The sequence below is a fragment of the Streptomyces sp. NPDC086519 genome, from assembly GCF_040686075.1.
Lineage (GTDB): Bacteria > Actinomycetota > Actinomycetes > Streptomycetales > Streptomycetaceae > Streptomyces > Streptomyces shenzhenensis.
On sequence record NZ_JBFBJL010000099.1, the window covers coordinates 1 to 25,936 of the forward strand.

Annotated in this window: 25 protein-coding genes and 1 riboswitch; of the genes, 8 read left to right on the top strand and 17 right to left on the bottom strand. The window is 73.8% G+C overall.

The window, feature by feature from the left end:
* Positions 1-260: 260 nt before the first annotated feature.
* Positions 261-1,247 (bottom strand): peptidoglycan-binding protein, encoded by a 987-nt coding sequence (locus AB0P24_RS44625; protein WP_365804644.1) that lies wholly within the window; start codon positions 1,245-1,247, stop codon positions 261-263.
* Between the two features lie 161 nt (positions 1,248-1,408).
* Here AB0P24_RS44625 and AB0P24_RS44630 point away from each other — a divergent pair, with 161 nt between their 5' ends.
* Positions 1,409-3,454, top strand: coding sequence for an MDR family MFS transporter (locus AB0P24_RS44630; protein ID WP_365804646.1), 2,046 nt, complete (start codon positions 1,409-1,411; stop codon positions 3,452-3,454).
* 14 nt (positions 3,455-3,468) lie between these two features.
* On the opposite strand, the gene AB0P24_RS44635 is transcribed toward AB0P24_RS44630, so the two are convergent.
* Positions 3,469-3,966: a GNAT family N-acetyltransferase gene (locus tag AB0P24_RS44635; protein WP_365804648.1), complete on the bottom strand. Its 498-nt coding sequence runs from the start codon at positions 3,964-3,966 to the stop codon at positions 3,469-3,471.
* 137 nt (positions 3,967-4,103) lie between these two features.
* On the opposite strand from AB0P24_RS44635, the gene AB0P24_RS44640 reads away from it, so the two are divergent.
* Both AB0P24_RS44640 and AB0P24_RS44645 read left to right on the top strand, forming a co-directional pair.
* Entirely contained in the window at positions 4,104-4,754 is a 651-nt protein-coding gene (locus tag AB0P24_RS44640; RefSeq protein WP_365804650.1) for a hypothetical protein, read from the top strand.
* 5 nt (positions 4,755-4,759) lie between these two features.
* Positions 4,760-5,302 carry a hypothetical protein gene (locus AB0P24_RS44645; protein ID WP_365804652.1) on the top strand — a complete coding sequence of 181 codons (543 nt, stop codon included), beginning with the start codon at positions 4,760-4,762 and terminating at the stop codon, positions 5,300-5,302.
* Positions 5,303-5,316: 14 nt separating this feature from the next.
* Here AB0P24_RS44645 and AB0P24_RS44650 read toward each other — a convergent pair whose 3' ends face one another.
* Complete coding sequence (locus tag AB0P24_RS44650) at positions 5,317-5,763, bottom strand: DUF1992 domain-containing protein (RefSeq protein WP_365804654.1); 447 nt, start codon at positions 5,761-5,763, stop codon at positions 5,317-5,319.
* A gap of 91 nt (positions 5,764-5,854) precedes the next feature.
* Between AB0P24_RS44650 and AB0P24_RS44655 the strand changes: the two genes are divergently transcribed.
* Positions 5,855-6,244: an FHA domain-containing protein gene (locus AB0P24_RS44655; RefSeq protein ID WP_181807001.1), complete on the top strand. Its 390-nt coding sequence runs from the start codon at positions 5,855-5,857 to the stop codon at positions 6,242-6,244.
* Positions 6,245-6,272: 28 nt separating this feature from the next.
* Here AB0P24_RS44655 and AB0P24_RS44660 read toward each other — a convergent pair whose 3' ends face one another.
* Complete coding sequence (locus tag AB0P24_RS44660) at positions 6,273-6,944, bottom strand: O-methyltransferase (RefSeq protein WP_365804656.1); 672 nt, start codon at positions 6,942-6,944, stop codon at positions 6,273-6,275.
* A 111-nt stretch (positions 6,945-7,055) separates the two neighbouring features.
* Positions 7,056-8,225 (bottom strand): DUF2330 domain-containing protein, encoded by a 1,170-nt coding sequence (locus AB0P24_RS44665; protein WP_365804657.1) that lies wholly within the window; start codon positions 8,223-8,225, stop codon positions 7,056-7,058.
* A 352-nt stretch (positions 8,226-8,577) separates the two neighbouring features.
* Between AB0P24_RS44665 and AB0P24_RS44670 the strand changes: the two genes are divergently transcribed.
* Complete coding sequence (locus AB0P24_RS44670) at positions 8,578-10,596, top strand: bifunctional glycosyltransferase 87/phosphatase PAP2 family protein (protein ID WP_365804659.1); 2,019 nt, start codon at positions 8,578-8,580, stop codon at positions 10,594-10,596.
* 135 nt (positions 10,597-10,731) lie between these two features.
* Here AB0P24_RS44670 and AB0P24_RS44675 read toward each other — a convergent pair whose 3' ends face one another.
* Positions 10,732-11,901, bottom strand: a complete 1,170-nt coding sequence (locus AB0P24_RS44675; protein ID WP_365804661.1) for a steroid 3-ketoacyl-CoA thiolase — start codon at positions 11,899-11,901, stop codon at positions 10,732-10,734.
* 271 nt (positions 11,902-12,172) lie between these two features.
* Here AB0P24_RS44675 and AB0P24_RS44680 point away from each other — a divergent pair, with 271 nt between their 5' ends.
* Positions 12,173-13,408, top strand: coding sequence for a cytochrome P450 (locus AB0P24_RS44680; RefSeq protein WP_365804663.1), 1,236 nt, complete (start codon positions 12,173-12,175; stop codon positions 13,406-13,408).
* A 151-nt stretch (positions 13,409-13,559) separates the two neighbouring features.
* Here the strand turns inward: AB0P24_RS44680 and AB0P24_RS44685 are convergent, their stop codons facing one another.
* The 7 genes from AB0P24_RS44685 to AB0P24_RS44715 all read right to left on the bottom strand — a co-directional run bounded on the left by AB0P24_RS44685 (position 13,560) and on the right by AB0P24_RS44715 (position 20,816).
* Positions 13,560-14,246 (bottom strand): YoaK family protein, encoded by a 687-nt coding sequence (locus AB0P24_RS44685; protein WP_365804665.1) that lies wholly within the window; start codon positions 14,244-14,246, stop codon positions 13,560-13,562.
* 180 nt (positions 14,247-14,426) lie between these two features.
* Positions 14,427-14,840, bottom strand: a complete 414-nt coding sequence (locus tag AB0P24_RS44690) for a transglycosylase SLT domain-containing protein (RefSeq protein ID WP_365804667.1) — start codon at positions 14,838-14,840, stop codon at positions 14,427-14,429.
* 338 nt (positions 14,841-15,178) lie between these two features.
* Positions 15,179-15,988 carry an ECF transporter S component gene (locus AB0P24_RS44695; protein ID WP_365804669.1) on the bottom strand — a complete coding sequence of 270 codons (810 nt, stop codon included), beginning with the start codon at positions 15,986-15,988 and terminating at the stop codon, positions 15,179-15,181.
* Positions 15,985-17,595, bottom strand: a complete 1,611-nt coding sequence (locus tag AB0P24_RS44700) for an ATP-binding cassette domain-containing protein (protein ID WP_365804671.1) — start codon at positions 17,593-17,595, stop codon at positions 15,985-15,987. Before AB0P24_RS44700 ends, AB0P24_RS44695 begins: the two co-directional genes overlap by 4 nt.
* Positions 17,592-18,698 (bottom strand): CbiQ family ECF transporter T component, encoded by a 1,107-nt coding sequence (locus AB0P24_RS44705; protein ID WP_365804673.1) that lies wholly within the window; start codon positions 18,696-18,698, stop codon positions 17,592-17,594. Before AB0P24_RS44705 ends, AB0P24_RS44700 begins: the two co-directional genes overlap by 4 nt.
* Before the next feature lie 283 nt (positions 18,699-18,981).
* On the bottom strand, positions 18,982-19,605 hold the full coding sequence (locus AB0P24_RS44710; RefSeq protein WP_365804675.1) for an SCO2322 family protein: 624 nt from the start codon (positions 19,603-19,605) through the stop codon (positions 18,982-18,984).
* Complete coding sequence (locus tag AB0P24_RS44715; protein ID WP_365804677.1) at positions 19,602-20,816, bottom strand: prenyltransferase/squalene oxidase repeat-containing protein; 1,215 nt, start codon at positions 20,814-20,816, stop codon at positions 19,602-19,604. Before AB0P24_RS44715 ends, AB0P24_RS44710 begins: the two co-directional genes overlap by 4 nt.
* Positions 20,817-20,924: 108 nt before the next feature.
* Positions 20,925-21,057: riboswitch (cobalamin riboswitch) on the bottom strand.
* Between the two features lie 68 nt (positions 21,058-21,125).
* Between AB0P24_RS44715 and AB0P24_RS44720 the strand changes: the two genes are divergently transcribed.
* Positions 21,126-21,776, top strand: a complete 651-nt coding sequence (locus AB0P24_RS44720) for a phosphotransferase (RefSeq protein ID WP_365804679.1) — start codon at positions 21,126-21,128, stop codon at positions 21,774-21,776.
* 15 nt (positions 21,777-21,791) lie between these two features.
* Here the strand turns inward: AB0P24_RS44720 and AB0P24_RS44725 are convergent, their stop codons facing one another.
* Both AB0P24_RS44725 and AB0P24_RS44730 read right to left on the bottom strand, forming a co-directional pair.
* Positions 21,792-22,145, bottom strand: coding sequence for an antibiotic biosynthesis monooxygenase (locus AB0P24_RS44725; protein WP_365804681.1), 354 nt, complete (start codon positions 22,143-22,145; stop codon positions 21,792-21,794).
* Positions 22,146-22,173: 28 nt separating this feature from the next.
* Positions 22,174-23,214, bottom strand: a complete 1,041-nt coding sequence (locus AB0P24_RS44730) for a hypothetical protein (RefSeq protein WP_365804683.1) — start codon at positions 23,212-23,214, stop codon at positions 22,174-22,176.
* A gap of 256 nt (positions 23,215-23,470) precedes the next feature.
* Between AB0P24_RS44730 and AB0P24_RS44735 the strand changes: the two genes are divergently transcribed.
* Entirely contained in the window at positions 23,471-24,052 is a 582-nt protein-coding gene (locus AB0P24_RS44735) for an XRE family transcriptional regulator (protein ID WP_365804685.1), read from the top strand.
* An 18-nt stretch (positions 24,053-24,070) separates the two neighbouring features.
* Here the strand turns inward: AB0P24_RS44735 and AB0P24_RS44740 are convergent, their stop codons facing one another.
* Complete coding sequence (locus tag AB0P24_RS44740; protein WP_365804687.1) at positions 24,071-24,571, bottom strand: nuclear transport factor 2 family protein; 501 nt, start codon at positions 24,569-24,571, stop codon at positions 24,071-24,073.
* Between the two features lie 109 nt (positions 24,572-24,680).
* Positions 24,681-25,751, bottom strand: coding sequence for an MBL fold metallo-hydrolase (locus tag AB0P24_RS44745; protein WP_365804689.1), 1,071 nt, complete (start codon positions 25,749-25,751; stop codon positions 24,681-24,683).
* Positions 25,752-25,936: the final 185 nt, after the last annotated feature.

Below are 25,936 nucleotides of genomic sequence, written 5' to 3' on the forward strand. Positions count from 1 at the left end.
GGGGGCGCGGCCCCCTCGGTGTGGGGGGGGGCGTCGCCTGCGGCGGGGGGGACGCTCACCGGCGCTTGCCGGGTGCCGCCCGCGCCCACCCGTGCCGCCCCGGCGGCACGACTGCCCGCGGCAAGGTGAAAGACACGGCTGGGCAGCGCCCCGTAAGGGGCGCGGGGAACTGCGCGCTCAGCCCCCACTCACCCGCAGCCACCCACAACCGCAACCGCCCCCGCCAGCACCCACCCGCACCCCACCCGTCGGGCCGCCCCCTACGGCTTCGTCGTCTCCGACTCCAGCGCCGCGCGGGTAGCCGGCCCGTACACCCCCGACTCGTCGGTCAGGATGCCCCGCGTGAACTGGTACGTGCGCACCGCGCTCTCGGTCTTGCTGTCGTAGTGGCCGTCGGCGTCCCCCGAGTACAGGCCCACCTGCTTCAGCCGGAGCTGGAGCTCCGTGACCTGCGCGCCGCTGTCGCCGGGGCGCAGGACCGGGGGTGAGGAGGGCTGTGCGGAGGCCGACGTGCCGGTCGCCGGTGTCGACCGGGTGGGCGCGGCCGAGCGCGAGGGGGTCGGCGAGGGCGTCGCGCTCGACGCCGAGGCGGAGGGGCTCGCACTCGCCGACGCCGACGCGGACGCCGAAGGGCTGGACGAGGTCACCGGCGCCGCGGCCGAAGGCGATGCCGTGCTCGGTGTCACGTCCGGGACGCTCTCCCGTACGTCCTGCGGCGCCGCCCCGTCCCGTGCCGGCGTCAACTGGGAGAAGAGGCCGCTCACGAAGCCCGCCGCGGCGAGGACCGCCACCACGGCTCCGGCGACGGACAGCAGCAGGGGCCACCGGGAGCGTCGGCGAGGTTCCTCCGGGGAGCCCTCGGGCCCGTCGTCGTACGGCGGCTCCACGCCGGAGACGGACCCGGGCTCCGGCTCCGCCGCCGCGGGCACCGGCACGGTCGGCTCCGCCATCGCGGGCACCGGCACGGTCGGCTCCGCCGCCGCGGGCACCGGCACCGTCGGCTCCCCCGCCGCCGGCACCGGCTCGGTCTGGCCGCCGCCCGTGCCCGCGTCCGCTTCGGCGCGCTCCACGTCGATGTACGGCCGTATCCGCAGCGGGTCGAAGTCCTCCGCCGCCGCCTGTTCGGCGGTACGCGCGTCGCGCAACGCGTCGGAGGTCCGCTGGTTGCAGTCGCAGGAGGGGGAGCCGTCCGGCTCCTTCGGTGCCCCGCACTCCGGGCACTGGTGGCCCTCGGTCGTATCCGTCACGCTGTTCGTCCCTCTCCTCACGAACTCCACAGATTATGCGGAGCACCCACACGTACGTTCCTCCGGACCCCCTTTCTCAGGGGTCCCGAAAAGGACTCGACGGGCCATACCGGGTGGCGCCGTCCACGATGGAAGTCGGTCGGAAGCCCCGGGAGGTCTCCATGGCCCTGGAAGCGACGCACACCCCGGCGAGGGACGCCGAACGCGTACCCGGCAACGTGCTGGTCCCCATCGGCGCGCTGCTGCTCGGGCTGCTGCTGGCCGCGCTGGACCAGACGATCGTGTCGACGGCCCTGCCGACCATCGTCAGCGACCTCGGCGGGCTCGAGCACCTGTCGTGGGTGGTCACCGCCTACCTGCTGGCCTCCACCGCCGCCACCCCGCTGTGGGGCAAGCTCGGCGACCAGTACGGGCGCAAGCGGCTCTTCCAGCTCGCGATCGTGATCTTCCTCGTCGGGTCGGCGCTGTGCGGGATGGCCAGGAACATGGGCGAGCTGATCGGCTTCCGCGCGGTGCAGGGGCTGGGCGGCGGCGGGCTCCTGGTGCTGTCGATGGCGATCGTGGGGGACATCGTGCCGCCGCGTGAACGGGGCCGCTACCAGGGGTTGTTCGGTGCCGTCTTCGGCGCCGCCAGCGTGCTCGGGCCACTGCTCGGCGGGGTGCTCACCGAGCAGCTGAGCTGGCGCTGGGTGTTCTACGTCAACCTGCCCGTCGGCGTCGTCGCGCTCGCCGTGATCGCCGCCGCGCTGCGCATCCCGCGCCGGAGCGCCCGCCACGTCATCGACTACCTCGGCACCTTCCTGATCGCCGCCGTCGCCACCTGCCTGGTGCTGGTGGCCTCGCTGGGCGGGACGACGTGGGCGTGGGGGTCGGCGCAGGTCATCGGGCTCGTGGTGGTGGGCGTGGTGCTCGCCGTCGCCTTCGTCCTCGTCGAGCGGCGGGCCGCCGAACCCGTGCTCCCGCTGAAGCTCTTCGGTGTCCGTACCTTCACCCTCGCGGCCGTGATCAGCTTCATCGTCGGGTTCGCGATGTTCGGCGCGATGACCTACCTGCCGACCTTCCTCCAGGTCGTGCAGGGCATATCGCCGACCCTGTCCGGTGTGCACATGCTGCCGATGGTGATCGGCCTGCTGCTGTCCTCCACCGTCTCCGGGCAGATCGTCAGCCGTACCGGCCGCTGGAAGGTGTTCCCGGTCGCCGGCACCGCCGTGACCACCATCGGGCTGCTGCTGCTCCACCGGCTCGACGAGCACAGCTCGACCGCCGAGATGAGCGGCTGCTTCTTCGTCTTCGGGCTGGGCCTCGGGCTGGTCATGCAGGTGCTGGTGCTGATCGTGCAGAACTCCGTCTCGTACGAGGATCTCGGCGTCGCCACCTCAGGGGCGACCTTCTTCCGCTCCATCGGGGCCTCCTTCGGCGTCGCCGTCTTCGGCTCCGTCTTCGCGGGCCGCCTAGCCGGCAAGCTCGCCGACGCCTTCCGGGGCCTCCGGCTCCCGCCGGGGGCCACCCCGGACACCCTCAAGGCCGACCCGCGGGGCATCGCCGCCCTGCCGCCGGCACTGCGTCCGGCGGCCCTGCACGCGTACGCGTCCTCGATCACCGACGTCTTCCTGTACGCCGCTCCGGTCGCCCTCCTCGGCTTCGTCCTCGCCTGGTTCCTCAAGGAGGACCGGCTGCGCGGCTCGGTCACCGCGCCGGACGCGTCCGAGACCATTCCGCCCAACCCGGTCCAGCGGTCCTCGTACGACGAGTGCTCCCGGGCGCTGTCCCTGCTCGGCACCCGCGAGGGCCGCCGGGAGATCTACCGGGAGATCAACGAACGGGCCGGGTACGGCGACCTGCTGCCCGCCGCCGGCTGGCTGCTGCTGCGCATCCGCAGGTACGGCTCGGAGGAGCCGGGGCGGCTCGCCGAGCGCGGCCCGGTCCCGATGACCATCGTGCTGGCGGGCGCCCGCCAGTTGGAGGAGCGGCACCTCGCCGACCGCCTGGGCCTCGACCTGACCCTGAGCGACCAGGGCCGCGAGGTCGCCGAACGGCTCGCCAGGGCCCGCGAGGAGTCCCTGGCCGAACTCCTCGGCGACTGGTGGGGCCCGGACCGGCCGACCGACCTGGACCACCTGGTCCGGGAGCTGACCGACGAACTGTGCGGCACCGAACGCGAACAGCCGCAGCATCCGTCGGCACGGCAGGCCGACCGGTTCGGCTGACGACGTCCGTCGGTTCAGCCGACGAAGTCCTTGCGGAACCAGTGCTCGGCGTAGGCGTCGTCGTTGTGCGGCGCGGTCTCCGTGTAGCCGAGCCGCGCGTACAGGGCGCGGGCCTCCACCAGGTCGGTGCGGGTGTCGAGCAGGATCCGCCCGGCCCCGAGGGCACGGGCCACGTCCTCGGCCGCCGCGACGAGGAGGGCCGCGCCGCCCCTGCCGCGCAGCCGCTCGTGCACGAAGACCCGGGTGAGTTCGGCGGTGGCCGGGTCCAGGAGCCGTACGCCCGCGCTGCCGGCCGGCTCACCGTCGTACCGCGCGATCAGCAACCGCCCGGTGGGCGGGGCGAGTTCGGTCCCCCGCCGGGCGGCGATCTCCCGCTCCAGCTCGGCCGGGTCGGTGCGGCGGCCCTCGTGGAGCAGGTACCAGCGGTCGCTGACCTCCGTGTAGTACGCCCGCCACAGGGCGACGGCGGCGGGTGAGCCGGGGTGTTCCGGAGTGATCGTCCAGGAGGTCATGGACCGTAGTCTCGGGCCGGCCCGGGGTGCGTGCGCAACGGGATATGCGTGACCTCGCCGGGGGCTGTTTGCGGGGCGGTGTGCGGGTCACCCGGAGGGGGAGACGGCCCGTCGGGCCGAGACACCGGAAGGCAACCATGTCCACAGGCTTGATCATCGCGATCGTGATCGTGGCCGCCGTGGTCGTAGTCGCGGCCGTACTGACGGTCGTGCGCTCCAGGGGCAGCGGTCCGCAGGGTCTGAAGCGGCGCTTCGGGCCGGAGTACGAGCGGACGGTGGCCCAGCACGGCGGCGACTCCAAGGCGGCCGAGCGGGAACTGGCCGAGCGGGTGAAGCGCCACGGCTCCCTGCACGAGCGCGAGCTGGACCCGGCGGAGCGGGAACGCTACGCGGCTCGCTGGACGACCGCCCAGGAGCATTTCGTCGACTCGCCCCGAGAGTCCGTGACCGAGATCGACCGGCTGCTGGCCGAGCTGGCGGCCGCCCGCGGCTTCCCGGCCGGTGCCCAGTACGACGAGCAGGTGGCCGCCCTCTCCGTGCACCACGCGGACCATGTCGACGGCTACCGCCGCGTCCACCGCGCCGCCCTGGCGCCCGCGGGCGGCTCCCCGCTCAGCCAGGCCGGGACCGAGGAGATGCGGACGGCCATGATCGAGGCCCGCTGCCTCTTCGACGACCTGGTCACCCCGTCGTCCCATGAGCACGGCCGCCACCGCGCCGGGGTCGGTGCCGACAGCGGCGGCCATCTGCCCTGGTCCGCCAACCGAAGCCGTCCGAAGGAGAGTTGAGCGACATGACCGATGCCAGGACTGGATCCGGCCGCCTGCCGATGGGCGGCGACGTGTATCCCGGCGGTACGGCGACGCCGGGACGTGAGGAGAAGACCACCGACTGGGGCGACGCCTCCGTGGGCGGGGTCACCCCCGGCCGGCCGGAACCCGAGCGCGTGGAGGACCGGGAAGCTCCCGGGCAGGCGGTGCTGGTGGCCGGCGCGGGCCCGGGGCACGAGACGGACGCGGGCCCGGGGCACGAGACGGACGCGGGCCGCGGCGGCGAGCAGCTGATGCCCGCGGAGGAGTGCGGACAGCTGGAGCGCCGCCTGCGGCACGCGGTCACCGGTTTCGTCGACGAGCCGCGCACGGCCGTCGAGGAGGCCGACCGGGCCGTGGAGGAGATCAGCGCCCGCTTCACCGAGGCCGTCGACCGGCGCCGCCGTACCCTGCGCGGCAGCTGGCAGTCCACCGACGCGGACCACCCCGGCGGCGCCGACACCGAGCAGCTCCGGCTGGCCCTGCGCGACTACCGCGAACTGGCGGACCGGCTGCTGCACATCTGAGTCACTCCCCTGAGTCACTCCCCCTGTGCGTCCGGCTCTGAGGCCGCTTCTGCACCGGCCGCCGCCCGGCGCTCCCGCCACTCGCGTACGACCTCCTCGACGTCGTACGGCTTCTTGCCCAGCGGGGGCCCGGGCGGCGGCTTGAACATCATGTCGCGGATCTTGACGTTGACCTCGGTGATGATCTTGCGGACGATCCGCTCCGACGGTGCCGCCCAGGCGGCCGCCAGCGCGTCCTCGGCCTCCTTGCGCAGGGCGAGCGTCGGCGGCAGCACCGCCAGGCCCTCCCGGGCCATCTTCCGCTTGATCCACCACAGTTCGTCGTACGACGTGTCCAGGCCGGCCGGCAACGGTTCGCCCGCGCCCGGAAGTTGATCGAACTCACCGCGCCGCTGCGCGTCCTGGATCTGCTTGTCGACCCAGGACTCGAACGGCACCCCCGGTGGCTTTCGCTCGGTCATGACTCCATTGTGCCGGACGCGGCCCGGCCGGGCGTTTTATCATGCGCCGGAGATCCACGAAGGATTCAGGAACCGCGCAGGGGGAACGCACGTGCTCGAACTCACCATGGCCTCCGTGTCCGGAGAAGCGGGCGAGACGGCCGGAATGCTCATGGCCGACGCGCCCAGCGACCCCGGTGCCGTGCTGCGGGTGGGCCGCGACGCCTCCGTGTGCCGGCTCACCACGCCCGACGACTGGCTGTTCGTCTCCCGGGTGCACCTGGAGTTCCTGTGCGGAGCCGAGGGCGGCTGGCAGGTCACCTGGCTGCGCGGCTCCCAGGCCGAACCCTCCTCCGAGGTGCTGCTGAAGGTCGGGGAGTACGCCCAGGCCATCGCCTACGGCGGTACGGTCGCGCTGCCCCGGGGCGGCTCCGGCGAGATCGTCGTCCGGGACCGTACCGCCCCGCGCAGCGTCAACGTGGGCTTCTACCACGAGGGTTGAGCAGCGCCCCGCAGGCGGCCCGGCCGGCTCAGTCGAGGACCCGCGCCAGCGCGAAGCCGTCGTAGCCCTTGCTGCCGACCGTCTGGATCGCGGTTCCGGTCAGCCTCGGGTGGGCGGCGATCAGCTCGATCGCGGCACGGGTGCCGACCACGTCCGGATCGGCGCTCTCGCCGTCGACGACCCGGCCGCCGCGCACCACGTTGTCGACGACGATCAGGCTGCCGGTGCGGGTGAGCCGCAGTGCCCACTCCACGTAGTGCGGGTTGTTCGCCTTGTCGGCGTCGATGAAGACCAGGTCGAAGGGGGCCGGGTTCTCGTCGGCGAGCTTGGGCAGCGACTCCAGGGCGGGGCCGACCCGCACCTCGACGACCTTCTCCAGACCCGCGCGGGCGATGTTGCGGACCGCCACCTCCGCGTGCCGGGCGCTGTACTCCAGCGAGATCAGCCTGCCGTCGGCGGGCAGGGCGCGGGCCAGCCAGATGGTGCTGTAGCCGCCGAGGGTGCCGATCTCCAGGATGGTGCGGGCGTCCTGGATCTGCGCGAGGAGCTGGAGCAGTTTGCCCTGGTTGGCGGTGACGCTGATGTGTGGGAGCTCGTTCGCCTCGCTCTCCCGCAGGGCTGACTGGAGCGCCTCGTCGTCCGGTGACAGGTGGCTGGTGAAGTAGAAGTCGACGTCGTCCCAGAGCTGAGAGCCGCTCATGCGTACGCTGCCTTTCGCATATTCGGGTAGCTGCCCGCTGACAGCTACCTGGATAGCACTAGTGAGGCGGCGGACGCGCCGGTGATCCACCGCCCCGGTGCCGGGCGGAACTCAGCCGATCGGCGCAGGGGGCGCCGGCGGCCCGGCCGGCGGGGGCGGGGGCCGCACCGGCGGGGGCGGCGGCGCCCGGCGCCGGGCGCGTCGTACGGCCGTCAGGGCGGTGCCCGTGACGACCAGCGCCAGCGCGGTGCCGACCGTCAGCAGCCACGCCGGGATCCCGGCCACCTCGCGCAGCCGGTCCTCGTAGACGACCTGCTGGAACGGCGTGTCCGCGGCGGCCCGCCGCAGCACGTGGTCGGCGGAGATCCGGGCCGGGTACGGGAACTCCTGGCCGATGGCCGTCAGGTACGGGGTGCCGGCGGCCAGCCTGCCCAGCTCTCCGGTGGGGCGGTGCAGACGGCCGGCGTAGACCACCCGCGGGCGCTCGCCGCCGATCGCCGAGCGCGGCTCCATGCGGTGCGCGGCGAGGACGTACAGGCCGAGTGACTGCGGGGTGGCCGCGAACCTGGACAGCCGCATCGGGTAGACCGGGCGTTCGCTGGCGAAGGCGACCCGGAGCGGGTCGAGGGCGCCGCGCAGCGGGGTGCCGGCGGTCGCGGGGGCGAGTCTGACCGCGACGTACTCCCAGTGGTCCGCGACGTAGGGCTGGAGCGCGGTGTTCAGGCGGGGCGGGAAGGGGAAGCCGTTGCCGCGCAGCCAGCCGTCCAGCGCGCCGGAGTCGGTGGCGGTCAGCTGGGCCACGTCGAACGGGCCGAGCCGCTGGCGGTCGACCACGCCGACGCGGGGGGCAGGGGCGCCGGCGCCGGGCGGGCGGCCGGGGGAGGCGGTGCCGCCGGTGGTGAGGGGCCAGTCGCCGTCCTCGGGCCAGAAGTGGTGGCGGGTGCGGTGCGCCGGGGCGGTGAGGGTGTGCAGCTGGTCGAAGAGGGCCGGGTCGGCGAGGGCGACGGTGGCGCGGTGCGGGACGGGCATGATCCAGGCGGTGCGGTCCGCGTCGCCGTCCACCGTCAGGCGCAGCACGATCTGTTCGCGGCTGCCGTCCCAGCGCAGGGCGGATTCCTCGCGGCGGACGGTGACCTGCCGGCTGGCGTCGGGGACGAGGGCGCCGCAGGCGCAGGCGAAGGCGGGGGCGGGGGCGGTGAGCCGGCCGAGCTGGACGGCGGCGAGGACGAGGAGGACGGCGAGCAGACGTGCGCGTCGGCGCGGTCGCCGTAGGCCGATCATGAACCGATGCCCTCCGCCCTACCGGTGACCAGGACTACAGACGGTATAGCGCAGGGCGTGGCTCCTGGGCCCGTTCCGGATTGCCACCGGCTGTCCGCCCACGGTACGGGCCGACGGGGCGGATGGTCCGACGTACGGCCCCGCGCCCCGTCGGCGGTCAAGTCGACCGCGCTGAGGTCTCCTCCAGGGGCATCCGCAGGGACGTCTGCATCCGGACAAGAGGCGGGCGGATGTCAGGTGAAGCGGGGTCGCCTGCGTCTGTGTCCAGAGGCGGTGGGAGTCTGATCGAGGTTCTCAGAACGATGTGCACGAGGTGCGGGACGGGACGGGAGGCCGGCGAGGCGTGGGGAACATGGAGCACGGAGGGCGAGCGGAGGAGGCTTTCGGCGCGGCGGCCGGGGCGCGGTTCAGAATGGTCCGGCTCGGCCTGTGGGCGGTGGCCGCGATCCTCGTCGTACGGCAGCTGGCCGTCGTCCTCGGCACGCCGAGCGGGGACCGGCTGACGGACCTGGAGACCTGGGTCGGACCGGACGGCGTGCTGGACGTCAAGGGGTCTTTGTACGACTCGACGCAGTTCACCGGCACCCCCTTCGGCGGACTCGCCCTCAAGCCCCTCACCAGAGCCGCCGAACAGGCCCTCGGCTGGGGCTGGACCTTCGGCACGCTGCTGCTGGTGGTCGCCCTCGGCCTGGTCGCCGCCCGCGCGCTTCCCCAGCCGGTGAGCCGCCGCACCTCGCTGCTGGCCGCGCCGGTCGCGATCAGCCTGCTGATGATCTCGCTGCCCGTCCGCAACACTCTGTGGCTGGGGCAGACCAGCATCCTCCCGGTCCTGCTGGTGCTGCTCGGCTGCTTCGCCGCCCGCGGGCAGCGCGACAGCGGAGTGTGCGTCGGACTGGCCGCCGCCCTCCAGCCGGCCCTGCTGCTGTTCGCGCCGCTGCTGTGGTTCACCGGGCGCCGCCGGGCCGCCGTCGCCACCGGCGCGACCTTCGCCGTGTGCACGGCGCTGGCCTGGGCGGCGATGCCGCACGACTCGTACACCTACTGGGTCCACCACATCGCAGGCGTCGGCCTCGGCGGCCAGGCCGACGCGCTCGCCAACCAGTCGCTGCACGGCGCCCTGCTGCGGGCCGGGCTGAGCGGCCCGCTGGAGATCGTCCTGTTCCTGGCGCTCGCCGCGGCCGTGGGCACCCTCGCGCTGCGCCGCGCGGTGCGCTACGCCCAGGACGGGCAGCTGCTGCTCGCGGTGGCGATCACCGGGTGCGCGGTGGTGGCCGTGTCGCCGACCGCTTGGCCGTACCAGCTGGTGTGGGTGCTGCTGGCGGCGGTCGGGCGGGTCGGCAAGCGGGCCTCGGACCGGTATCCGTGGCCGGTCGCGGTGGTCCTGGTGGTGACGCTGCCCGCGGAGATGCTGCTGCCGAACGTGTCCGCGGCGTACTCCCTGCGCGACAACCTGGTACTGCTCACCGCGCTCGCCGCGGCCACAGCCGTTCCGTTCCTGTCGACCGCCTCGCCGCACTACCGCTCACCCGTCCCGACCGTGTACGCGGCGCCGGTGCCGGCCCGCTGGCCGCGGGTGCCGCTGCTGCCGTTCTGGCGCAGGGTCGTCACGCGGCCCAGCCTGCTGCTCGAACTGCTGCTGATCCGGGTCTGCTACGCGGTCTACTCCTCCGTGCGGACCGCAGCGAGCGGAGGCCGTGCCGTCGCGGAGAAGCACGGGTACCAGATCCACTCGATCGAGAAGGCCCTCCACATCGACATCGAGCAATGGGCCAACCACACGGTGGTCCGGCTGCCGTGGCTGGAGCGCTTCCTCGGCTTCTACTACGAGTCGTTCCACTTCGTGGTGCCTCTGGCGATCCTCGGTGTGCTCTACGTCCGGCGCCCCGCGGACTACCGCTGGGCGCGCGGTTCGCTCGGCATCGCCACGCTGCTCGGTCTGCTCGGCTTCTGGCTCTATCCGCTTGCCCCGCCCCGCCTGATGCCCGGGCTCGGTTTCGTCGACACCGTGCATGGCGTCCAGGACCTGAGCAGACCCGACTACGGTGCGATGACCGCGGTCACCAACCAGTACGCGGCCATGCCCTCCCTGCACTTCGGCTGGTCGCTGTGGTGCGGCGTCGTCATCGCCGTACTGGCCCCCAGGTGGTGGATGAAGGTGCTCGGGCTGCTGCATCCGCTGTTCACCGTGTCCGCGATCGTCGCGACGGCCAACCACTGGGTTCTCGACGCGGTCGGCGGCGCCACGGTGGTTGCCGCGGGATTCGCGCTGACGTACCTGCTGTCAGGACCGCGCCGGGGCGCGGCGTCCGGCGCGGCGGCCGAGCGGACCCGCCGTGAACAGGTACCGCATCCGGTGAGCGGGTCGGGATAGAACCATCCGCGAGAACAAGGCGTACTGCACGCGGCCAGCAGCGGCGGGAGAACGCCACCTCGCGGCGGCCCGCGAGGTGCTCGGGCCGCGCCGCCCCCGCCGTGACGCCACGCGGCGGGGGCGGCGGCCGGTCCGTCACAGCCGCTGGATGATCGTCCCGGTCGCCAGGCTGCCGCCCGCGCACATCGTGATGAGGGCGAACTCCTTGTCCGTGCGCTCCAGTTCGTGCAGGGCGGTGGTGATGAGGCGGGCGCCGGTGGCGCCGACCGGATGGCCGAGGGCGATCGCGCCGCCGTTGACGTTCACCTTGTCCAGGTTCTGCTCGAAGACCTGGGCCCAGCTCAGCACCACCGACGCGAACGCCTCGTTGATCTCGACGAGGTCGATGTCCTTCAGGCTCATGCCGGCCTTGCCGAGCACCGCGCGGGTGGCGTCGATCGGGCCGTCGAGGTGGAAGTGCGGGTCGGCGCCGACCAGGGCCTGGGCGACGATCCGGGCCCGTGGACGGAGTTTGAGGGCGCGGGCCATCCGCTTCGACGCCCACATGATGGCGGCCGCGCCGTCCGAGATCTGCGAGGAGTTGCCGGCGGTGTGCACGGCCGTCGGCATCACCGGCTTCAGGCCCGCCAGCGCCTCGGCCGACGTGTCGCGCAGTCCCTCGTCCCTGTCGACGAGACGCCACATGCCCTGCCCGGCGTGCTGTTCCTCCTCCGTCGTCGGCACCTGCACGGCGAAGGTCTCGCGCTTGAAGCGTTCCTCGGCCCAGGCGTGCGCCGCCCGCTCCTGCGAGAGCACCCCGAGCGCGTCGACGTCCTCCCGGGTCAGGCCCCGGTTGCGGGCGATGCGCTCGGCGGCCTCGAACTGGTTGGGCAGGTCGACGTTCCACTCGTCGGGGAACGGCTTGCCCGGCCCGTGCTTGGAGCCCGAGCCCAGCGGCACCCGCGACATCGCCTCGACCCCGCAGCTGATCCCGACGTCGATGACCCCGGCGGCGATCATGTTCGCGGTCATGTGCGAGGCCTGCTGGGAGGAGCCGCACTGGCAGTCGACGGTGGTGGCCGCGGTCTCGTAGGGCAGCCCCATGGTCAGCCAGGCCGTACGCGCGGGGTTCATGGACTGCTCGCCGGCGTGGGTCACCGTGCCGCCGACGATCTGCTCGACCGCGTCGGCGGGGATGCCGGTGCGGCCGAGGAGTTCTCGGTAGGTCTCGCCCAGAAGGTAGGCGGGATGCAGATGGGCGAGCGCGCCACCGCGCTTGCCGATGGGGGTGCGTACGGCTTCGACGATCACGGGTTCCGCGGCCATGGGGGCTCGGTCCTCTCCTCGGTCACCCGCGCGGCGCAGGGGCGTCCCGGCCCGGCCCGCCACGCAGAACTAGAACGCGTACTAGTTCTGGGTGCAGTTTGCTGACAGCGTGTCCGCAACCGCAAGGGGGGTGCACGCAATTGGGGGGACCGTGCCCCTTGCGACTTGTAGAACCGGTTATTACCGTCACCGCAACCGGCCATTTCTGATGGACCGTCAGAACACCTCGAAAGCACATGTCCAGGCTCGTACACGGTGGGAGTGAGTCGCCATGCCCTGTCCCGCGCTGCCCGACGGGTTCGACCTCACCGACCCCGATCTGCTCCATCACCGGGTGCCGCTCCCGGAGTTCGCCGAACTGCGCCGGGCGGAACCGGTCCGCTGGATCGCACAGCCGCACGGCATCGCCGGGTTCGCCGACGACGGCTACTGGGCCGTCACCCGGCACGCGGACGTCAAGTACGTCTCCACGCACCCCGAGATCTTCTCGTCCTGGCTCAACACGGCGATCATCCGCTTCGGCGAGCACATGCAGCGGGACGCGATCGACGCCCAGCGGCTGATCCTGCTCAACATGGACCCGCCCGAGCACACCCGGGTCCGCCAGATCATCCAGCGCGGCTTCACCCCGCGCTCCATCCGCGCTCTGGAGGAGCGCCTGCGCACCCGCGCCGCGGCCATCGTGGACGCGGCCCGCGCCCACTCGGGCCCCTTCGACTTCGTCACCGAGGTCGCCAGCGAGCTCCCTCTCCAGGCGATCGCGGAACTGATCGGCATCCCGCAGGACGACCGGGCCAAGATCTTCGACTGGTCGAACAAGATGATCTCGTACGACGACCCGGAGTACGCGATCACCGAGGAGGTGGGCGCCGAGTCCGCCACCGAGCTGATCGCCTACGCGATGAACATGGCGGCCGACCGCAAACAGTGCCCGGCCAAGGACATCGTCTCCACCCTGGTGGCGGCCGAGGGCGAGGGCAACCTGAACTCCGACGAGTTCGGCTTCTTCGTGCTGATGCTCGCGGTGGCCGGCAACGAGACCACCCGCAACGCCATCACCCACGGCATGCACGCGTTCCTGACCCACCCCGAGGCCTGGGACCTCTACAAGCGCGAGCGTCCGTCGACCGCCGCCGAGGAGATCGTCCGCTGGGCCACCCCGGTCAACTCCTTCCAGCGCACCGCCACCCAGGACACCGAGCTGGGCGGCAAGCTGATCCGCAAGGGCGACCGGGTCGGCGTCTTCTACGCCTCCGCCAACCATGACCCCGAGGTCTTCACCGACCCCGATACCTTCGACATCACCCGCGACCCCAACCCCCACCTCGGCTTCGGAGGCGGCGGCCCGCACTACTGCCTCGGCAAGTCCCTCGCCGTCCTCGAAATCGACCTGATCTTCAACGCGATCGCCGACGCGATGCCCGACCTCCGCCTGGTGAGCGACCCGGACCGGCTCCGCTCGGCATGGGTCAACGGCGTGAAACACCTCCAGGTCAGCACTTCCTGAGACCCGGGCCGACGGCTCCCGGCGCCGCCGGCCCGTTTCGAGGGAGGCAGGAGCCCTCTCCCTACGCCCCCGTTCCTGCCTCCCCCGAGACGCGGCCCTCCTCCGGGGCGCGGCCCTGTCCGGGGACGCGGCCCTGCCCCGGGACGCGAGGTCACTCCCGCCCCGAGGCGACCAGTGCCAGTACCGCGGACACGGCCGCGGCGACGGCCAGCGGGACCCCCGGACCGCGGTGGAGGATCAGCCAGGCCCCCAGGACGGCGCCGGCGAACAGCGCGGCGACCGCGGCGGCGCGGCGCGGGGTGCGGTCGCTGCTGCCGTCGCCGAGGCGGGACTCGGAGACGAGTCCGGTCAGGGTGGTGGTGAGGACCGTGGTCGCCGTGAGATCGGGCACGCCCAGCTTGCGGGTGTTCGCGTTGCGCAGCCCCATCGCGAAGGCGGTCAGCGAGATCAGGGCGTACCTGGTCACCGCCGTGCCGGACCCGGCGGAGGCGACCACGGCCGACACGGCCAGCAGCGCCGCCTCCACGGCCAGGGTCACCCGCGTCCACCGGCGGCGGGAGCCGGTGCCGAACCGGGCGGCGACCCGGCCGCCCAGGGCCGCGCCCAGCGTGAAGGCGGCCAGCGAGGTCGCCGAGCGGGGGACGGAGAAGCCGGGGGTCCCGGCGGCCGCGAAGCCGAGGATCACCACGTTGCCGGTCATGTTGGCGGTGAAGACATGGCCCAGGCCGAGGTAACTGACGGCGTCGATCAGGCCGCTCACCAGCATCAGCGCCAGCAGTACGGCCACCAGCCGCACACCGCGGGTCTCGGGGTCGCGGGGCGGGGTGGCCGTCGTCATCGTTCCTCCGGCGGGTCTGCTGGCTCCGGGCCCAGTGCACCACGGGCGGACATACGACGGCACCCTCGCCCCGGAGGAGGGAGGCGAGGGTGCCGTGGTTCAGGGGCGCGCGGCGCCGGGGACCGGCGGCGGGTGCGCGGCTCGGCCGCGAGCGACTGCGGGCGCGTGCGACGGGCCGGCTCAGTACCAGCCGTTGGCCTGCCAGAAGCTCCAGGCGGCGGCCGGGCTGCCGTAGCGGGAGTTCATGTAGTCCAGACCCCACTTGATCTGGGTGGCGGGGTTGGACTTCCAGTCGGAGCCGGCGGACGCCATCTTCGAGCCGGGCAGGGCCTGGACCAGGCCGTAGGCGCCGGAGGAGGAGTTGGTGGCGGAGGGGTTCCAGCCGCTCTCGTGCGAGACGATCTTGCTGAACGCGTTGTACTGCGCGGCGTCCGGAATCATCTTGTGCGCGATCGCCTGGGCGGAGGAGGCCGACGTGACGGCGGCCTGGGCGGGCGCCGCGGTCAGGGCCAGGCCGGCGGCGGCAGCGGCCACGGCGGCGGTGGTGAGGGCCTTCTTCGGGGAAGCGATGCGGCGGATGAAGGACACGGACAACGGAGAACCTCGTTCGTCGGGGACAGGGAGTCGCCGTGCGCTCCGGAACCACCCGCGGGGCGGTCCGTGTGCGTCGGCCCCGCGGCCCGCTGGGGGCCTGCGGTGCCTGGCGACGTCGTCCAGAGAAGCAGGCCGGAAAACCATCCGCAATCACCCCTTTTACTAGTGGTGGTCGCATAAGCGGGAATGGTCCGCCGTGTGGCGTGGCTCTCAAACCGCAGGTCGGCAAGGGTGACGAAACGGATATGACAGGAAAGGGTGACTACTGTTCCGGATCGTAGGTGCCGTGCGTCATGTGGGGTGCTTCACCGGCCCCGTCACCACCCGCGTACGACGTCTCACGCGCCGGGACCGTCGAAGGTGACCGCGGTCTCGAAGGCGGCCCGCCGGGTGGCCCGGCGCAGCGCCCGCAGCAGCGCCGGCCCGAGAACCAGGGTGAGGACGACCGTGCACAGGGCCCGCCCCAGGTTCCAGCCCATGGCGGTGGCCAGGCTGTAGGCGAGGAAACGGGCCAGGTTGGCGGCCGCCCCGGCGTCCGGGTCGAAGGCGATGTTCGACGCGGTGCCGCTCAGCAGCGGCCAGCCGGCCAGGTCGACGACCGTGCCGTAGGCGAACGCGGCCACGAAGCCGTAGACCGCGAGCAGCGCGAGCTCGCCCCGCCCCCGCAGCCGCTCGGGCCCCGGCAGCAGACCGGCCCCCATCGTGAACCAGCCCATCGCCAGCATCTGGAACGGCAGCCACGGTCCCACCCCGCCGGTGAGCAGCGCCGACGCGAACATGGTGAGCGAGCCCAGGGTGAACCCGAAGCCTGGCCCGAGCACCCGACCGCTCAGCACCATCAGGAAGAACATCGGCTCGATCCCGGCGGTGCCGGCGCCGACCGGCCGCAGCGCCGCCCCGGTCGCGGCCAGCACGCCCAGCATGGCGACCGCCTTCGGACCGAGCCCCGACTCGGCGATCGTCGCCGCCAGCACGGCGACCAGCAGCACCAGCAGCCCGGCGAAGAGCCAGGGCGCGTCCTGGGCGTGCGAGGCGATCCGGGAGGAGGGCGGCGCGATGAAGGGCCAGCCGACGGCGGCCACCCCGACGGCGCTGACGAGCAGAAGGGCGGCGAGGGAGCGGGGGCCGAGCCGCACCGGGCCGGTCATGCGAGCGCCTCCCGGACCTGCGCCACGGTGAGCCACCGCTCGGGCGCCAGGATCTTCGTCACCTGGGGGGCGAAGGACGGCGAGGAGACCACGATGTCGTCGGTCGGCCCGTCCGCGATGACCTCACCCTCCGCGAGCAGCACCACCCGGTGCGCGAGCTCCGCGGCCAGCTCCACGTCGTGGGTGGCCAGCACGATCGCGTGCCCGTCGGCGGCGAGCCCGCGCAACACGCCCACCAGCCGGGCCTTCGCCGCGTAGTCCAGGCCCCGGGTCGGCTCGTCGAGGAGGAGCAGCGGCGGCCGGGCGGCGAGGACGACGGCGAGCGCGAGAGCCAGCCGCTGCCCTTCCGAGAGATCACGGGGATGCGTGTCGTCCGCGACGCCGGGAAGCAGGCCGGACACGAGCCGCCGGCAGGTCCCGGGCGCCGCCCCCGCGTCCCGGTCGGCGGCCGCGCACTCGGCACCGACCGTGTCGGCGTAGAGCAGGTCACGGGGTTCCTGCGGGACCAGCCCGACGAGACGTACCAGGTCACGCGGGCGGGTGCGGTGCGGGACCGCGCCGCCGACCCGCACCGCGCCGGAGTCCGGTGCGACCAGCCCCACCAGGGCGCTCAGCAGCGTGGACTTGCCGGCACCGTTGCGCCCCATGAGGGCGACGGTCTCGCCGGGGGCGACGGCGAGATCGACACCCCGCAGCGCGTCGACCCGGTCCCGGCGGACGGCCAGGGAACCGACCTCGGCGAGGGCGGCCGCGGGGCCTGCCACGGACCGCCGCCCCGGGGCCCGCCCGGTGAGACGGTCCCGCAGCCCGGACGCCGCCGCCCGTCGCCGGGCGTCCCGCACGGTCATAGGCAGCGGCGACCAGCCGGCCAGCCGCCCCAGCTCCACCACCGGCGGACACACCGGCGACACGGCCATCACCTCGGCGGGCGTCCCGCACACCGGGGCGGCCCCGTCCCCCGGAAGCAGCACCACCCGGTCGGCGTACTGCACCACCCGCTCCAGCCGGTGCTCGGCCAGCAGCACCGTCGTCCCCAGGTCGTGCACCAGCCGTTGCAGTACCGCCAGCACCTCCTCGGCGGCGGCGGGGTCCAGGGCGGAGGTCGGCTCGTCGAGCACCAGGACCGCCGGATGCGGGGTGAGCACCGACCCGATCGCCACCCGTTGCCGCTGCCCGCCCGAGAGCGTGGCGATCGCCCGGTCCCGCAGCTCGGCGAGCCCCAGCAGATCCAGGGTCTCCTCCACCCGCCGCCGCATCACGGCCGGGGCGATCCCCAGCGACTCCATCCCGTAGGCGAGTTCGTCCTCCACCGTGTCGGTCACGAAGTGGGCGAGCGGATCCTGGCCCACCGTGCCGACGACGTCGGCGAGTTCGCGCGGCCGGTGGGTACGGGTGTCCCGGCCGGCGACCGTCACCCGGCCGCGCAGGGTGCCGCCGGTGAAGTGCGGCACGAGCCCGCTCACGGCGTTCAGAACCGTCGACTTGCCGGTGCCGGAAGGCCCGACCAGGAGGACCAGTTCACCCTCCGGCACCTCGAAGTCGACGCCCTGGACGGCGGGCCGGGCCGCGCCGTCGTAGGTGACGGAGACGTCTTCGAAGCGGATCACGACGGCTCCTCCTTGGCAGGGACCCCCGGAAGGACCAGGGCGGGCAGCAGACCGAGCAGCACGGCGGCCGCGGGCCACAGTGGAAGGGCGGGGGCGAGAAGCGGTACGACCCCGGGACTCAGGGCGCCCGGATCGCGGACCGACGCCAGGGTGAGCAGGGCGGCCACCGCGGCGCCCGCCCCGGACACCAGCCAGGCCCGCGCGTCCCACGGGTCCGGCCGGTACCGGGTGCGCGGCGAACGCCGGCCGCCGAGCCGCAGCCCCGCCAGCGCGGCGGCCACCCCGGCCAGCAGCACGGGCAGGCCGTAGCCGCCGCCCTCGGCGGCGAGCAGCCCGTACGTCCCCGCGCAGACGCCGAGCAGACCGCCGAGGGTGAGCGCGGCCGTCGTACGGCGGACCCGGTCCGGGACGTCGGCGCTGCGGCCGTATCCGCGCGCGTCCATGGCGGCGGCGAGGGCGACCGAGCGCTCCAACGCGCCCTCCAGGACCGGGAGTCCCACCTGGAGCAGGCCGCGGATGCCGGAGTCGGGGCGGCCGCGCAGCCGACGGGCGGCCCGCAGCCGCTGCACGTCGGCGACGAGATGCGGAGCGAAGGTGAGGGCGACGACGGCGGCCACGCCCAGCTCGTACAGGGCGCCGGGGAGGGACTTGAGCAGCCGGGCCGGGCTGGCGAGCGCGTTCGCGGCGCCGACGCAGATGAGGAGGGTGGCGATGCGGAGGCCGTCGTAGAGGGCGAAGACGAGCGCCTCGGCGGTGACCCTGCCGCCGAGGCGGATGCCCTGGGCCCAGTGCGGGAGGGGCACTTCGGGGAGGGTGACGAGGGTGTGCGCGCCCGGGACGGGGGAGCCGAGGACGACGGTGAAGGCGAGGCGGAGGAGGAGAACGGCGAGGGCGAGCTTGGCGAAGGCGGCGTAGGAGCGGGACCAGGGCGCGGAGCGGGGCCGGCAGGCGGCCACGACGTAGGCGGTGACCGTGATGAGGAGGGCGAGGAGGAGCGGGTTGGTGGTCCGGGACGCGGCGACACCGAGGGAGAGCGACCAGAGCCACCAGGCACCGGGATGCACGGGGGAACGGCGCTGCTGCCGGGGGACGGCGGGTTTCACCCGCCCGCGCCGGCGAGGTGCCGCCGCGCCCACCCGTGCCGCCCCAGCGACACGACTGCCCGCAGCCAGAACGCGCCCCCTCAGGGGCGCGGGGAACTGCGCGACAAGCCCCCGCCGGCCCCCAGTGGCACGACTGCCCGCAGCCAGGACGTGCCCCGTCAGGGGCGCGGGGAACTGCGCGACAAGCCCCCACCGACCCCCAGTGGCACGACTGCCCACAGCCAGAACGCGCCCTGTCAGGGGCGCGGGGAACTGCGCGACAGGCCCCCACCGGCCCGCGGTGTCACTCATTCCCGCGCCGCCGTGCCTGCCAGAAGGCCCCCGCGGCCAGGAGCGCCACGACCCCCGCGCCCGCCAGCAGCCCCAGCGACGGCCCGCTGCCCGACGTACCCCCGGTCGCCGCCGTCACCTTCTCCCCGCAGCCCTGCCCCGGATACCCCGCGATCGCACACAACAACGCGTTCGTGTCGTACCGCAGCGGCTTCGCCACCGTCGCCAGCGCGTCCGCCGTCGTCGCGTCCTCGGACACCACCGCGCAGGCCGTCCGCGGGGCGGGCGGCTTCTCTCCCGAGGGCGCGTCCGTCGTCGTACCGAAGTCGACGACCAGCCCGACCCGCTTCCGGCCCCCGACCGCGGACGTGCCGGCGCAGATCGTCCCGAAGTCCGCCGTGCCGCGCGGCCGCGACGCGTCCGACGAGTCCTTGCTCACCGCGAAGCGGAAGCCCTCGACCGAGCCGTCGGCGGGCCGCGTGGTCGAGGGTCCCTGTGTGGCGTACGTCCAGCGTGAGCCGTCCCGCTCCCAGAAGGACCAGTAGCGGTAGCCGGTGGCCGCCGCCGGCCCGGCGGCCGTCGCGCACAGCGTCAGCGCGGCCAGGACCAGCAGCGCGGCACGGCGGGCCGCGGTCACAGCTGCCGCTGCTTCCGGCGCCCGCTGAACAGGAAGCCGATGCCGATGCCGGCGACGAGCCCGGTGCCGACGATCCACCACACGCCGGTGCCGGACTTCTTCTCCTTCTTCTCCCCGGCGTGCTCCGCGGCAGCCGCCCGCGGGGCCGGTCCCGTCGCGTTCAGCGCCGTCACCAGGTTCGTCCCGCCGAAGTCGCGCGGGTCCGCGCCCATCGCGTGCGCGGCGAGGATCAGTTCGGCGTAGGCCGCGGGCCCGCTCTGCTCCGCCCACCGCGCGGCGTGCGCCTCCAGCCAGGCGTACGGCTTCCTCGCCTGCTCCGTCCAGCCCTGCGCGGCCATGGCGACGACCGCGTCGGCGGTGTTGCCGTAGTCCGGCTGGGGCTTGGCTCCCGCGAGTGCGGAGACGAGGTGGCCGGTCCCGGACATGGCGGCCGCCAGGTACGCGGCGCCGTTGCGGGCCACCTCCTGCCGGCTGAGGGCCTTGTCGGAGTCGGCGCACGCAGGGCCCTCGGCCGGGGCCTTCCCGGCCGTCGTCACGAACCCCTCGCCGAGGGCGGCGAGCACCCCGGCCGCGGTCGCGTCCGCGTTGGCGGTCAGCTTCCCCTGCTTGTCCGGCTGGTAGGCGAGGGCGCCGCCGCCGTCCTGGCCGCACGGAACGGACCACTTGGCGAGCAGGTCGTACGGCGACCTGTCCGCGCTCGCGCCGGCCGCCGCGAGCGCGCCGACCACCACGCCGGTGGAGTTGGTGTCGCTGGGCGAGCCCGGGGTGTAGCCCCAGCCGCCGTCCTTGTTCTGCACCGACTTCAGCCAGGTCACGGCCCTGCCCGCGGCGGCGTCGTGCCCGCCCGCCGCCTTCAGCGCCTGTACGGCGGCGGCCGTGCTGTTCGTGTCGACCGTCACCTTGGTGTCGCAGGCCGCCGTCGGGTCGGCACGGAACGCCGCGAACGCGCCGTCGGCGCACTGCTGCCCGGCCAGCCAGTCCACCGCCTTCGCGGCCGGGCTCACCCCGGCCGCGCGCTGGGCCAGCAGGGCGAGGGACTGGCGCCAGACGCCGTCGTACTTGGGGTCCGAGCTGCCGTACAGACCTGACGGGAGGACCGCCGACGCGGACGGGGAGGGGGTGCCCGCGGCCAGCGCGGTCGTCGCGGGCGTGGCGGTACCGATGACGGCGGTGGCGGCCAGCACCCCGGCGGTGCGGCGGAGGACGGTCATGGTCGGCGGGTGCCTCTCCCTGCGGGGAGCCGGGCAGCACGGGACACCCCGGCGGCTCGGCTCCGTAAACCTCGACGGTGCCGTGCGGCGGCGGGTGCCGGCGCACCTGAGCCGATCAACGTCCCGAGCGGGGTGGTCCGGCTCGCCACGGGGTCCTGTGGCTCACGGTTGCGGGTCAGCGCCGGAATTGCACCGGCTTCCCCCCGTACGGGTGATGACGACCCGGCTACCTTACCGGCCGCTTACGGGAAGCTGAGAGGGGGCCTGCGCGGAGCCGGGGAGCCTGGACCGTTTCGTTATGGTCATGCCATGACAGGGAGACTGCTCGGATCGGGGCGTTCGGCCGACGTGTACGAGCTCGACGAGGCCTGGGTGCTGCGCCGGGACCGGGACGGCCGGGGCGACGCGGCCGCCGAGGGCGCGGTGATGACGTACGTGCGCGAGCACGGGTACCCGGCGCCCCGGGTGCGGCCCTCCGCGTCCCGTACCGAACTGGTCATGGAGCGGCTGTCCGGGCCGACCATGCTGGCGGCGCTGCTGACGGGGGAGATGGGCGCCGGGGAGGGCGGTGCGCTGCTCGCCTCGCTGCTGCGGCGGCTGCACGCCGTGCCGGGCCGGGACCCGGCCGACCCCGGCGCCCGGGTCCTCCACCTCGACCTGCATCCGGACAACGTGATGCTGGCCCCCGACGGTCCCCGGGTCATCGACTGGACCAACGCCGAGGACGGGCCGCCCGGGCTCGACTGGGGCATGTCCGCGGTGATCCTCGCCCAAGTGGCCCTGGGAGCGTACCCGTTGGCCCACGACCTGCTGAGGGCCCTGCTCGCCGATCCGGGCGAACTGACCGAGGAGGGACTTGCGCAGGCCCTGCGACGACGGGCGGCCAATCCGACGATGAGCCGAGAGGAAGTCGAAGTGCTCGAAGCGGCGGGCAAGTTGATTAGGACGATCGCCTTCTAGCGTCGCGTCGCGCCACTACCCGCGCGTGAAGCCGTGGCTCCGCTCCACTTTCGCCACATGCAGGGTGTAGCTCTCGTACCACTCGGCCCGCCCGCGCTTCTGCGCCGCGCGGTGCTCGGCGTCGGTCCGCCACCGGGCGAGGGCGTCGGCGTCACGGAAGTACCCGACGGTGATGCCCAGCCCGCCGGGCGTCTGCGCGTGGTCCATCCCCAGATACCCGGGGATGTCCTTCACCAGCTCTTCCATGCGCGCGTTGGTCTCGCCGTAGCCGCTCTGGTCCTCGGTCCGCACCGCGGTGAAAACAGCCACGTAGTAAGGGGGTTCGAAGGCGTTGACGGGTGCGATCGGCGCTTTCGGGTGATGAGTCATGGCGCCACCGTAGGGCGTCGGCGCGGTACTACGCCGCGTTCGCGAGCGGCGCGATGCCCGCCGACAGGTGGCGGGCCATGCGGCGCAGCGCGTCGTCGCAGTCGGCGGGGGTCTCGCCGACCGCCACCCACAGGGCCAGCCGGTCGGCGACGGTGGCGTGCGGGCCCGCGGTGACGTGGTTGCCGGTGTGCTGGGTGAGGAGCATGCGGTCGGCACCGGGCTCGTGGGCGGCGTCGGGGGAGAGGTCCAGGCGGTCGAGGCGGCCGGTGGCGGCCGGGTAGGCGAACTGGACGGCCGCCGCCCGCTGCCGGGTGGGCGTCGTGTCGGGCACCTCGCCGGTGGCCAGGGCGGCCGCGGCCTGGGCGAGATCGACGCCGGTGGCCCGCCAGACGAGGAGCGGGATCAGGTCGCCCGGCAGATGCGGGGCTACGTCGGTGACCCGGGGCCCGCGGTCGGTGAGGGCGAGGCCGATGTGCAGGACACCCCGGTCGACGCCGAGGGCGTGCACGGTGCGGTCGACGGCCAGGCGCAGGAAACGGTTGTGCAGCAGGCCGTCGTGGGCGTGCACGGTGTGCCGGAGCGGCTGCCGGGCGGGCGCCGGGCCCAGGGTCGTACGGGTGATGGCGGCGATGCGGATCTCGCCGTCGAGGACGACCGTCTCGGCCGAGACGCGGGGCGCGCCGGGGCCGCCCGGGTCGTCGGTGGGAACCGTGTGGCCGGCCAGCAGCGCGCGCAGCGCGGGCGGGTCGCCACAGGCGGCGGCCGCGGCGGGGGAGAGGCCGGGCAGCCCCAACTGCCCGGCGATCGTGGCGGCCGCCACCGCGTACTCGCCCGAGTGGGTCAGCACGCCGCGGACCCGGTGCCGGGCCGCGAACCGCGCCACCGCCGACGCCGTGGCGCCGCCCTTGCCGGGGTCCGCCGCGAGGTGACCGGCCGGCCACGGCTGTGCCCAGGCGGGCGGCGCGGCGTCCACCAGCAGCACCGGGCGGGCCGCGGCGACACGCCTCAGCACGAACTCGTCGTACGCGCGCCGACGGCCGGCACCGAGGAGCAGGATGGGCTGCGGCATCGGTTCGCCTCACCTTCTGGGGAGGAGGCGGCCGGCTGGTCGCCCCGGATGCCGCTCCCCCACAGGTGGCACCGGAGGCGGGTCGGTTCGACCGTGGCCTGGTGACGTGATCCTTTCCTGCCGGTCCGTCACATGTCAACGATTGCTGCCCCCTTGCGCAGTGGTCCTTGTCATGTCTGGTGGGCGGCACCGGTGATTCGATAGCCTCGCGTCTGCTCGGCCGACCGACCAACCACGTGTGTCCAGGGGGACCTTGGTGAGTGACGCCCATGCCCCGCTGACCGGCGTACTGGAACGGCTCGGAGAGCTGACCGGATGTCCCGGACGGCTGTCCGAGGTGCTGGACGTGACCGACCTGTCGTACCGCACCGGGATCCCGGCCGGGGTCGTCGCCGAACTCCTGGCCGGCAAGGCCGCGCCCGAGGCGGGGCTCGCCGAACGGGTGCGGCAGCGGCTGGACTTCATCCGCGAGAACCGGCGCCGCCCCGACGGCAAGCGGTACTCGCTGGGCGAGCTCGCGGCGATCGCCGGCACCAGCAGGCAGTGGCTCAGCGAGTGGCGCAAGAGCGGGCTGCCGAGCCTCGAACACACCGACCGGCTGCGGCGGTTCTTCGGTCTGCCGGCCGGTTTCTTCACCGCCGACGAGCCCGAGGCGCTGCACGAGGCGCTCCAGCCGGTGCTACAGAGCCTTGAGGCCCAGGCCGACCCGCTCTCCCGGCTCCGCGAGAGCGGCCTGGTCCGCCTGGCGGCCCGCGCCCCGCAGATGAACGCCCGCCAGCTGGCCACCCTCGCCGACCTGGCGGAGATGCTCATCACCGCCGAGAGCGCCGTCAACTGAGCCGGTGACGGGCGTGCTTCAGCCGCCTGCCGTGGGGGTCGGCCCGCCGAACGGCAGCACCAGGGACCGGGACGCCAGCAGCCAGCGGCCGTCGAGGCACCGGAACCGGTCCTCGTAGTGACCGACCTGCACGGGCGGCCCGGCCGGCACCATCCCCCCGCCGAGTCTTCCGCCGAGTCTTCCGTCGAGTCTTCCGTCGGGTCCGCCGTCGTGACCGTCGACCCGGTACGTCTGGAAGTACGACGTGGCCGTCGCCGTCTTCGGTCCCGTCACCGTGACGAGGATGTTGGACATCACGCGCCGCGAGAGCCGGCCCGGCGGCCGGGAGCCGAAGTACGCGGCGAGCGCCGCCCGCCCCTCGGCCCGCCGCCCGTCCCCGGGCGGCGGCCACTCCCACCACCCGTCCTCGGTGAACAGCTCGGCCACGGAGGACGGTTCGCCGAGGTCGAGCCGGCGGACGAAGTCGACGACGAGACGCTCGCAGGCGCGTTCGGCGAGGAGCCGTTCCAAAGGGTCCATGAGTCTGTGTAGCAGCCGAGGGCGCCGGCCGCCGAAGGATTTACCGGACCACGTCAACGACTCGCACGGCCACGCGGACGACGACTGGCACGGCCACGTGGACGACGAGTCACACGGCCACGTACGTGACCGGATCGCTCCCCGCCACCGCCTCCGCCCGCCCCAGCTTCACCAGGCGCCGCAGATGGGCCTCGGCCTCCGAGACGGCGATGTTCCGCGATCCGTACGGGATCTGCTCCCAGGGCCGGTTCCACTCCATCCGCACCGCCAACTGCCAGGGCGTGAGCGGCTGCTGGAGGAGCGAGAGCAGTCCGGCGAGGCGTTCCTCGTGGTGGGCCAGCAGCTCGCGGACCCGCCCTGGCGCGTCGGTGAAGGTGTGCTGGTGGGCCGGGAGGACCTCGGCGGGGGCGAGACGGCCGACGCGTTCCAGGGAGTCGAGGTAGTCGCCGAGGGGGTCGGTGACGGTCGCGTCGTCGGGGTCCTCGTAGAGGCCGATGTGCGGGGTGATCTCGGGGAGCAGGTGGTCGCCGGAGAACAGGCGCCCATGGCCGGGGAGCCGGGCGGGATGCTCCTCCTCCAGGTGCAGGCAGACATGGCCGGGCGTGTGCCCCGGCGTCCAGACCGCACGCAGCCGGCGGCCCGGGAGGCCGAGGAGTTCGCCGGGGAGGATCTCACGGTCGGGGAGGGCGGGGGCCAGGCCGGGCGGGGCGCTTCGGCGACGGGGTCCGCCGCGCAACGGCGCCACGTGCTCGTCCGGCGCCCCGGCGGCCGTCAGCTTCGCCGCCATGTACGTGAACCACCGCTCGGGCCGGGTCTCCCGGGCCCGCCGCACGATCGCCGCGTCGGCCGCGTGCATCGCGATCCAGGCCCCGGACGCCTCGCGCACCTTCCCCGACAGCCCGTGATGGTCGGGGTGGTGATGCGTGATGACGACCCCGTGCACCTCACCGACGCCCGTGCCGCACGCCGCCAGCCCCGCCACCAGCACGTCCCACGACCCGGGATCGTCCCACCCGGTGTCGACCAGTACCGGACCCCGGTCGGTGTCCATCACGTACACCAGCGTGTGGCCGAGCGGGTTGTCCGGAATGGGTACGGCGACGGACCGCACGCCCCCACCGAGATCCCGTACCGGCACCTCGGGCCCCGCCCCCGCCGACTCGCCCAGACTGTCCGTCATCGGTCTGCCTCCGCCCCCGCCCGATCCCGCCGGCCCCACGGCCATCGCTCACTATAACGAGAACTGACTGCACGTCAGATAGCGGGCGGCCGAAGTCCGGCGTCAACTCCTCCGGTTCCTGCTGCCGGCCTGCCGCTCCACCATCCTGTCCTGCAAGTTTGCCAGAGTGGCAAGGGTAATCGCGT

Bases quoted from the DNA above. Each gene is read 5' to 3' on its own strand.
- AB0P24_RS44630 (WP_365804646.1), top strand. From the start codon at position 1,409: ATGGCCCTGGAAGCGACGCACACCCCGGCGAGGGACGCCGAACGCGTA.
- AB0P24_RS44635 (WP_365804648.1), bottom strand. From the start codon at position 3,966: ATGACCTCCTGGACGATCACTCCGGAACACCCCGGCTCACCCGCCGCC.
- AB0P24_RS44640 (WP_365804650.1), top strand. From the start codon at position 4,104: ATGTCCACAGGCTTGATCATCGCGATCGTGATCGTGGCCGCCGTGGTC.
- AB0P24_RS44645 (WP_365804652.1), top strand. From the start codon at position 4,760: ATGACCGATGCCAGGACTGGATCCGGCCGCCTGCCGATGGGCGGCGAC.
- AB0P24_RS44650 (WP_365804654.1), bottom strand. From the start codon at position 5,763: ATGACCGAGCGAAAGCCACCGGGGGTGCCGTTCGAGTCCTGGGTCGAC.
- AB0P24_RS44660 (WP_365804656.1), bottom strand. From the start codon at position 6,944: ATGAGCGGCTCTCAGCTCTGGGACGACGTCGACTTCTACTTCACCAGC.
- AB0P24_RS44665 (WP_365804657.1), bottom strand. From the start codon at position 8,225: ATGATCGGCCTACGGCGACCGCGCCGACGCGCACGTCTGCTCGCCGTC.
- AB0P24_RS44670 (WP_365804659.1), top strand. From the start codon at position 8,578: ATGGAGCACGGAGGGCGAGCGGAGGAGGCTTTCGGCGCGGCGGCCGGG.
- AB0P24_RS44675 (WP_365804661.1), bottom strand. From the start codon at position 11,901: ATGGCCGCGGAACCCGTGATCGTCGAAGCCGTACGCACCCCCATCGGC.
- AB0P24_RS44680 (WP_365804663.1), top strand. From the start codon at position 12,173: ATGCCCTGTCCCGCGCTGCCCGACGGGTTCGACCTCACCGACCCCGAT.
- AB0P24_RS44685 (WP_365804665.1), bottom strand. From the start codon at position 14,246: ATGACGACGGCCACCCCGCCCCGCGACCCCGAGACCCGCGGTGTGCGG.
- AB0P24_RS44695 (WP_365804669.1), bottom strand. From the start codon at position 15,988: ATGACCGGCCCGGTGCGGCTCGGCCCCCGCTCCCTCGCCGCCCTTCTG.
- AB0P24_RS44715 (WP_365804677.1), bottom strand. From the start codon at position 20,816: ATGACCGTCCTCCGCCGCACCGCCGGGGTGCTGGCCGCCACCGCCGTC.
- AB0P24_RS44720 (WP_365804679.1), top strand. From the start codon at position 21,126: ATGACAGGGAGACTGCTCGGATCGGGGCGTTCGGCCGACGTGTACGAG.
- AB0P24_RS44725 (WP_365804681.1), bottom strand. From the start codon at position 22,145: ATGACTCATCACCCGAAAGCGCCGATCGCACCCGTCAACGCCTTCGAA.
- AB0P24_RS44730 (WP_365804683.1), bottom strand. From the start codon at position 23,214: ATGCCGCAGCCCATCCTGCTCCTCGGTGCCGGCCGTCGGCGCGCGTAC.
- AB0P24_RS44740 (WP_365804687.1), bottom strand. From the start codon at position 24,571: ATGGACCCTTTGGAACGGCTCCTCGCCGAACGCGCCTGCGAGCGTCTC.
- AB0P24_RS44745 (WP_365804689.1), bottom strand. From the start codon at position 25,751: ATGACGGACAGTCTGGGCGAGTCGGCGGGGGCGGGGCCCGAGGTGCCG.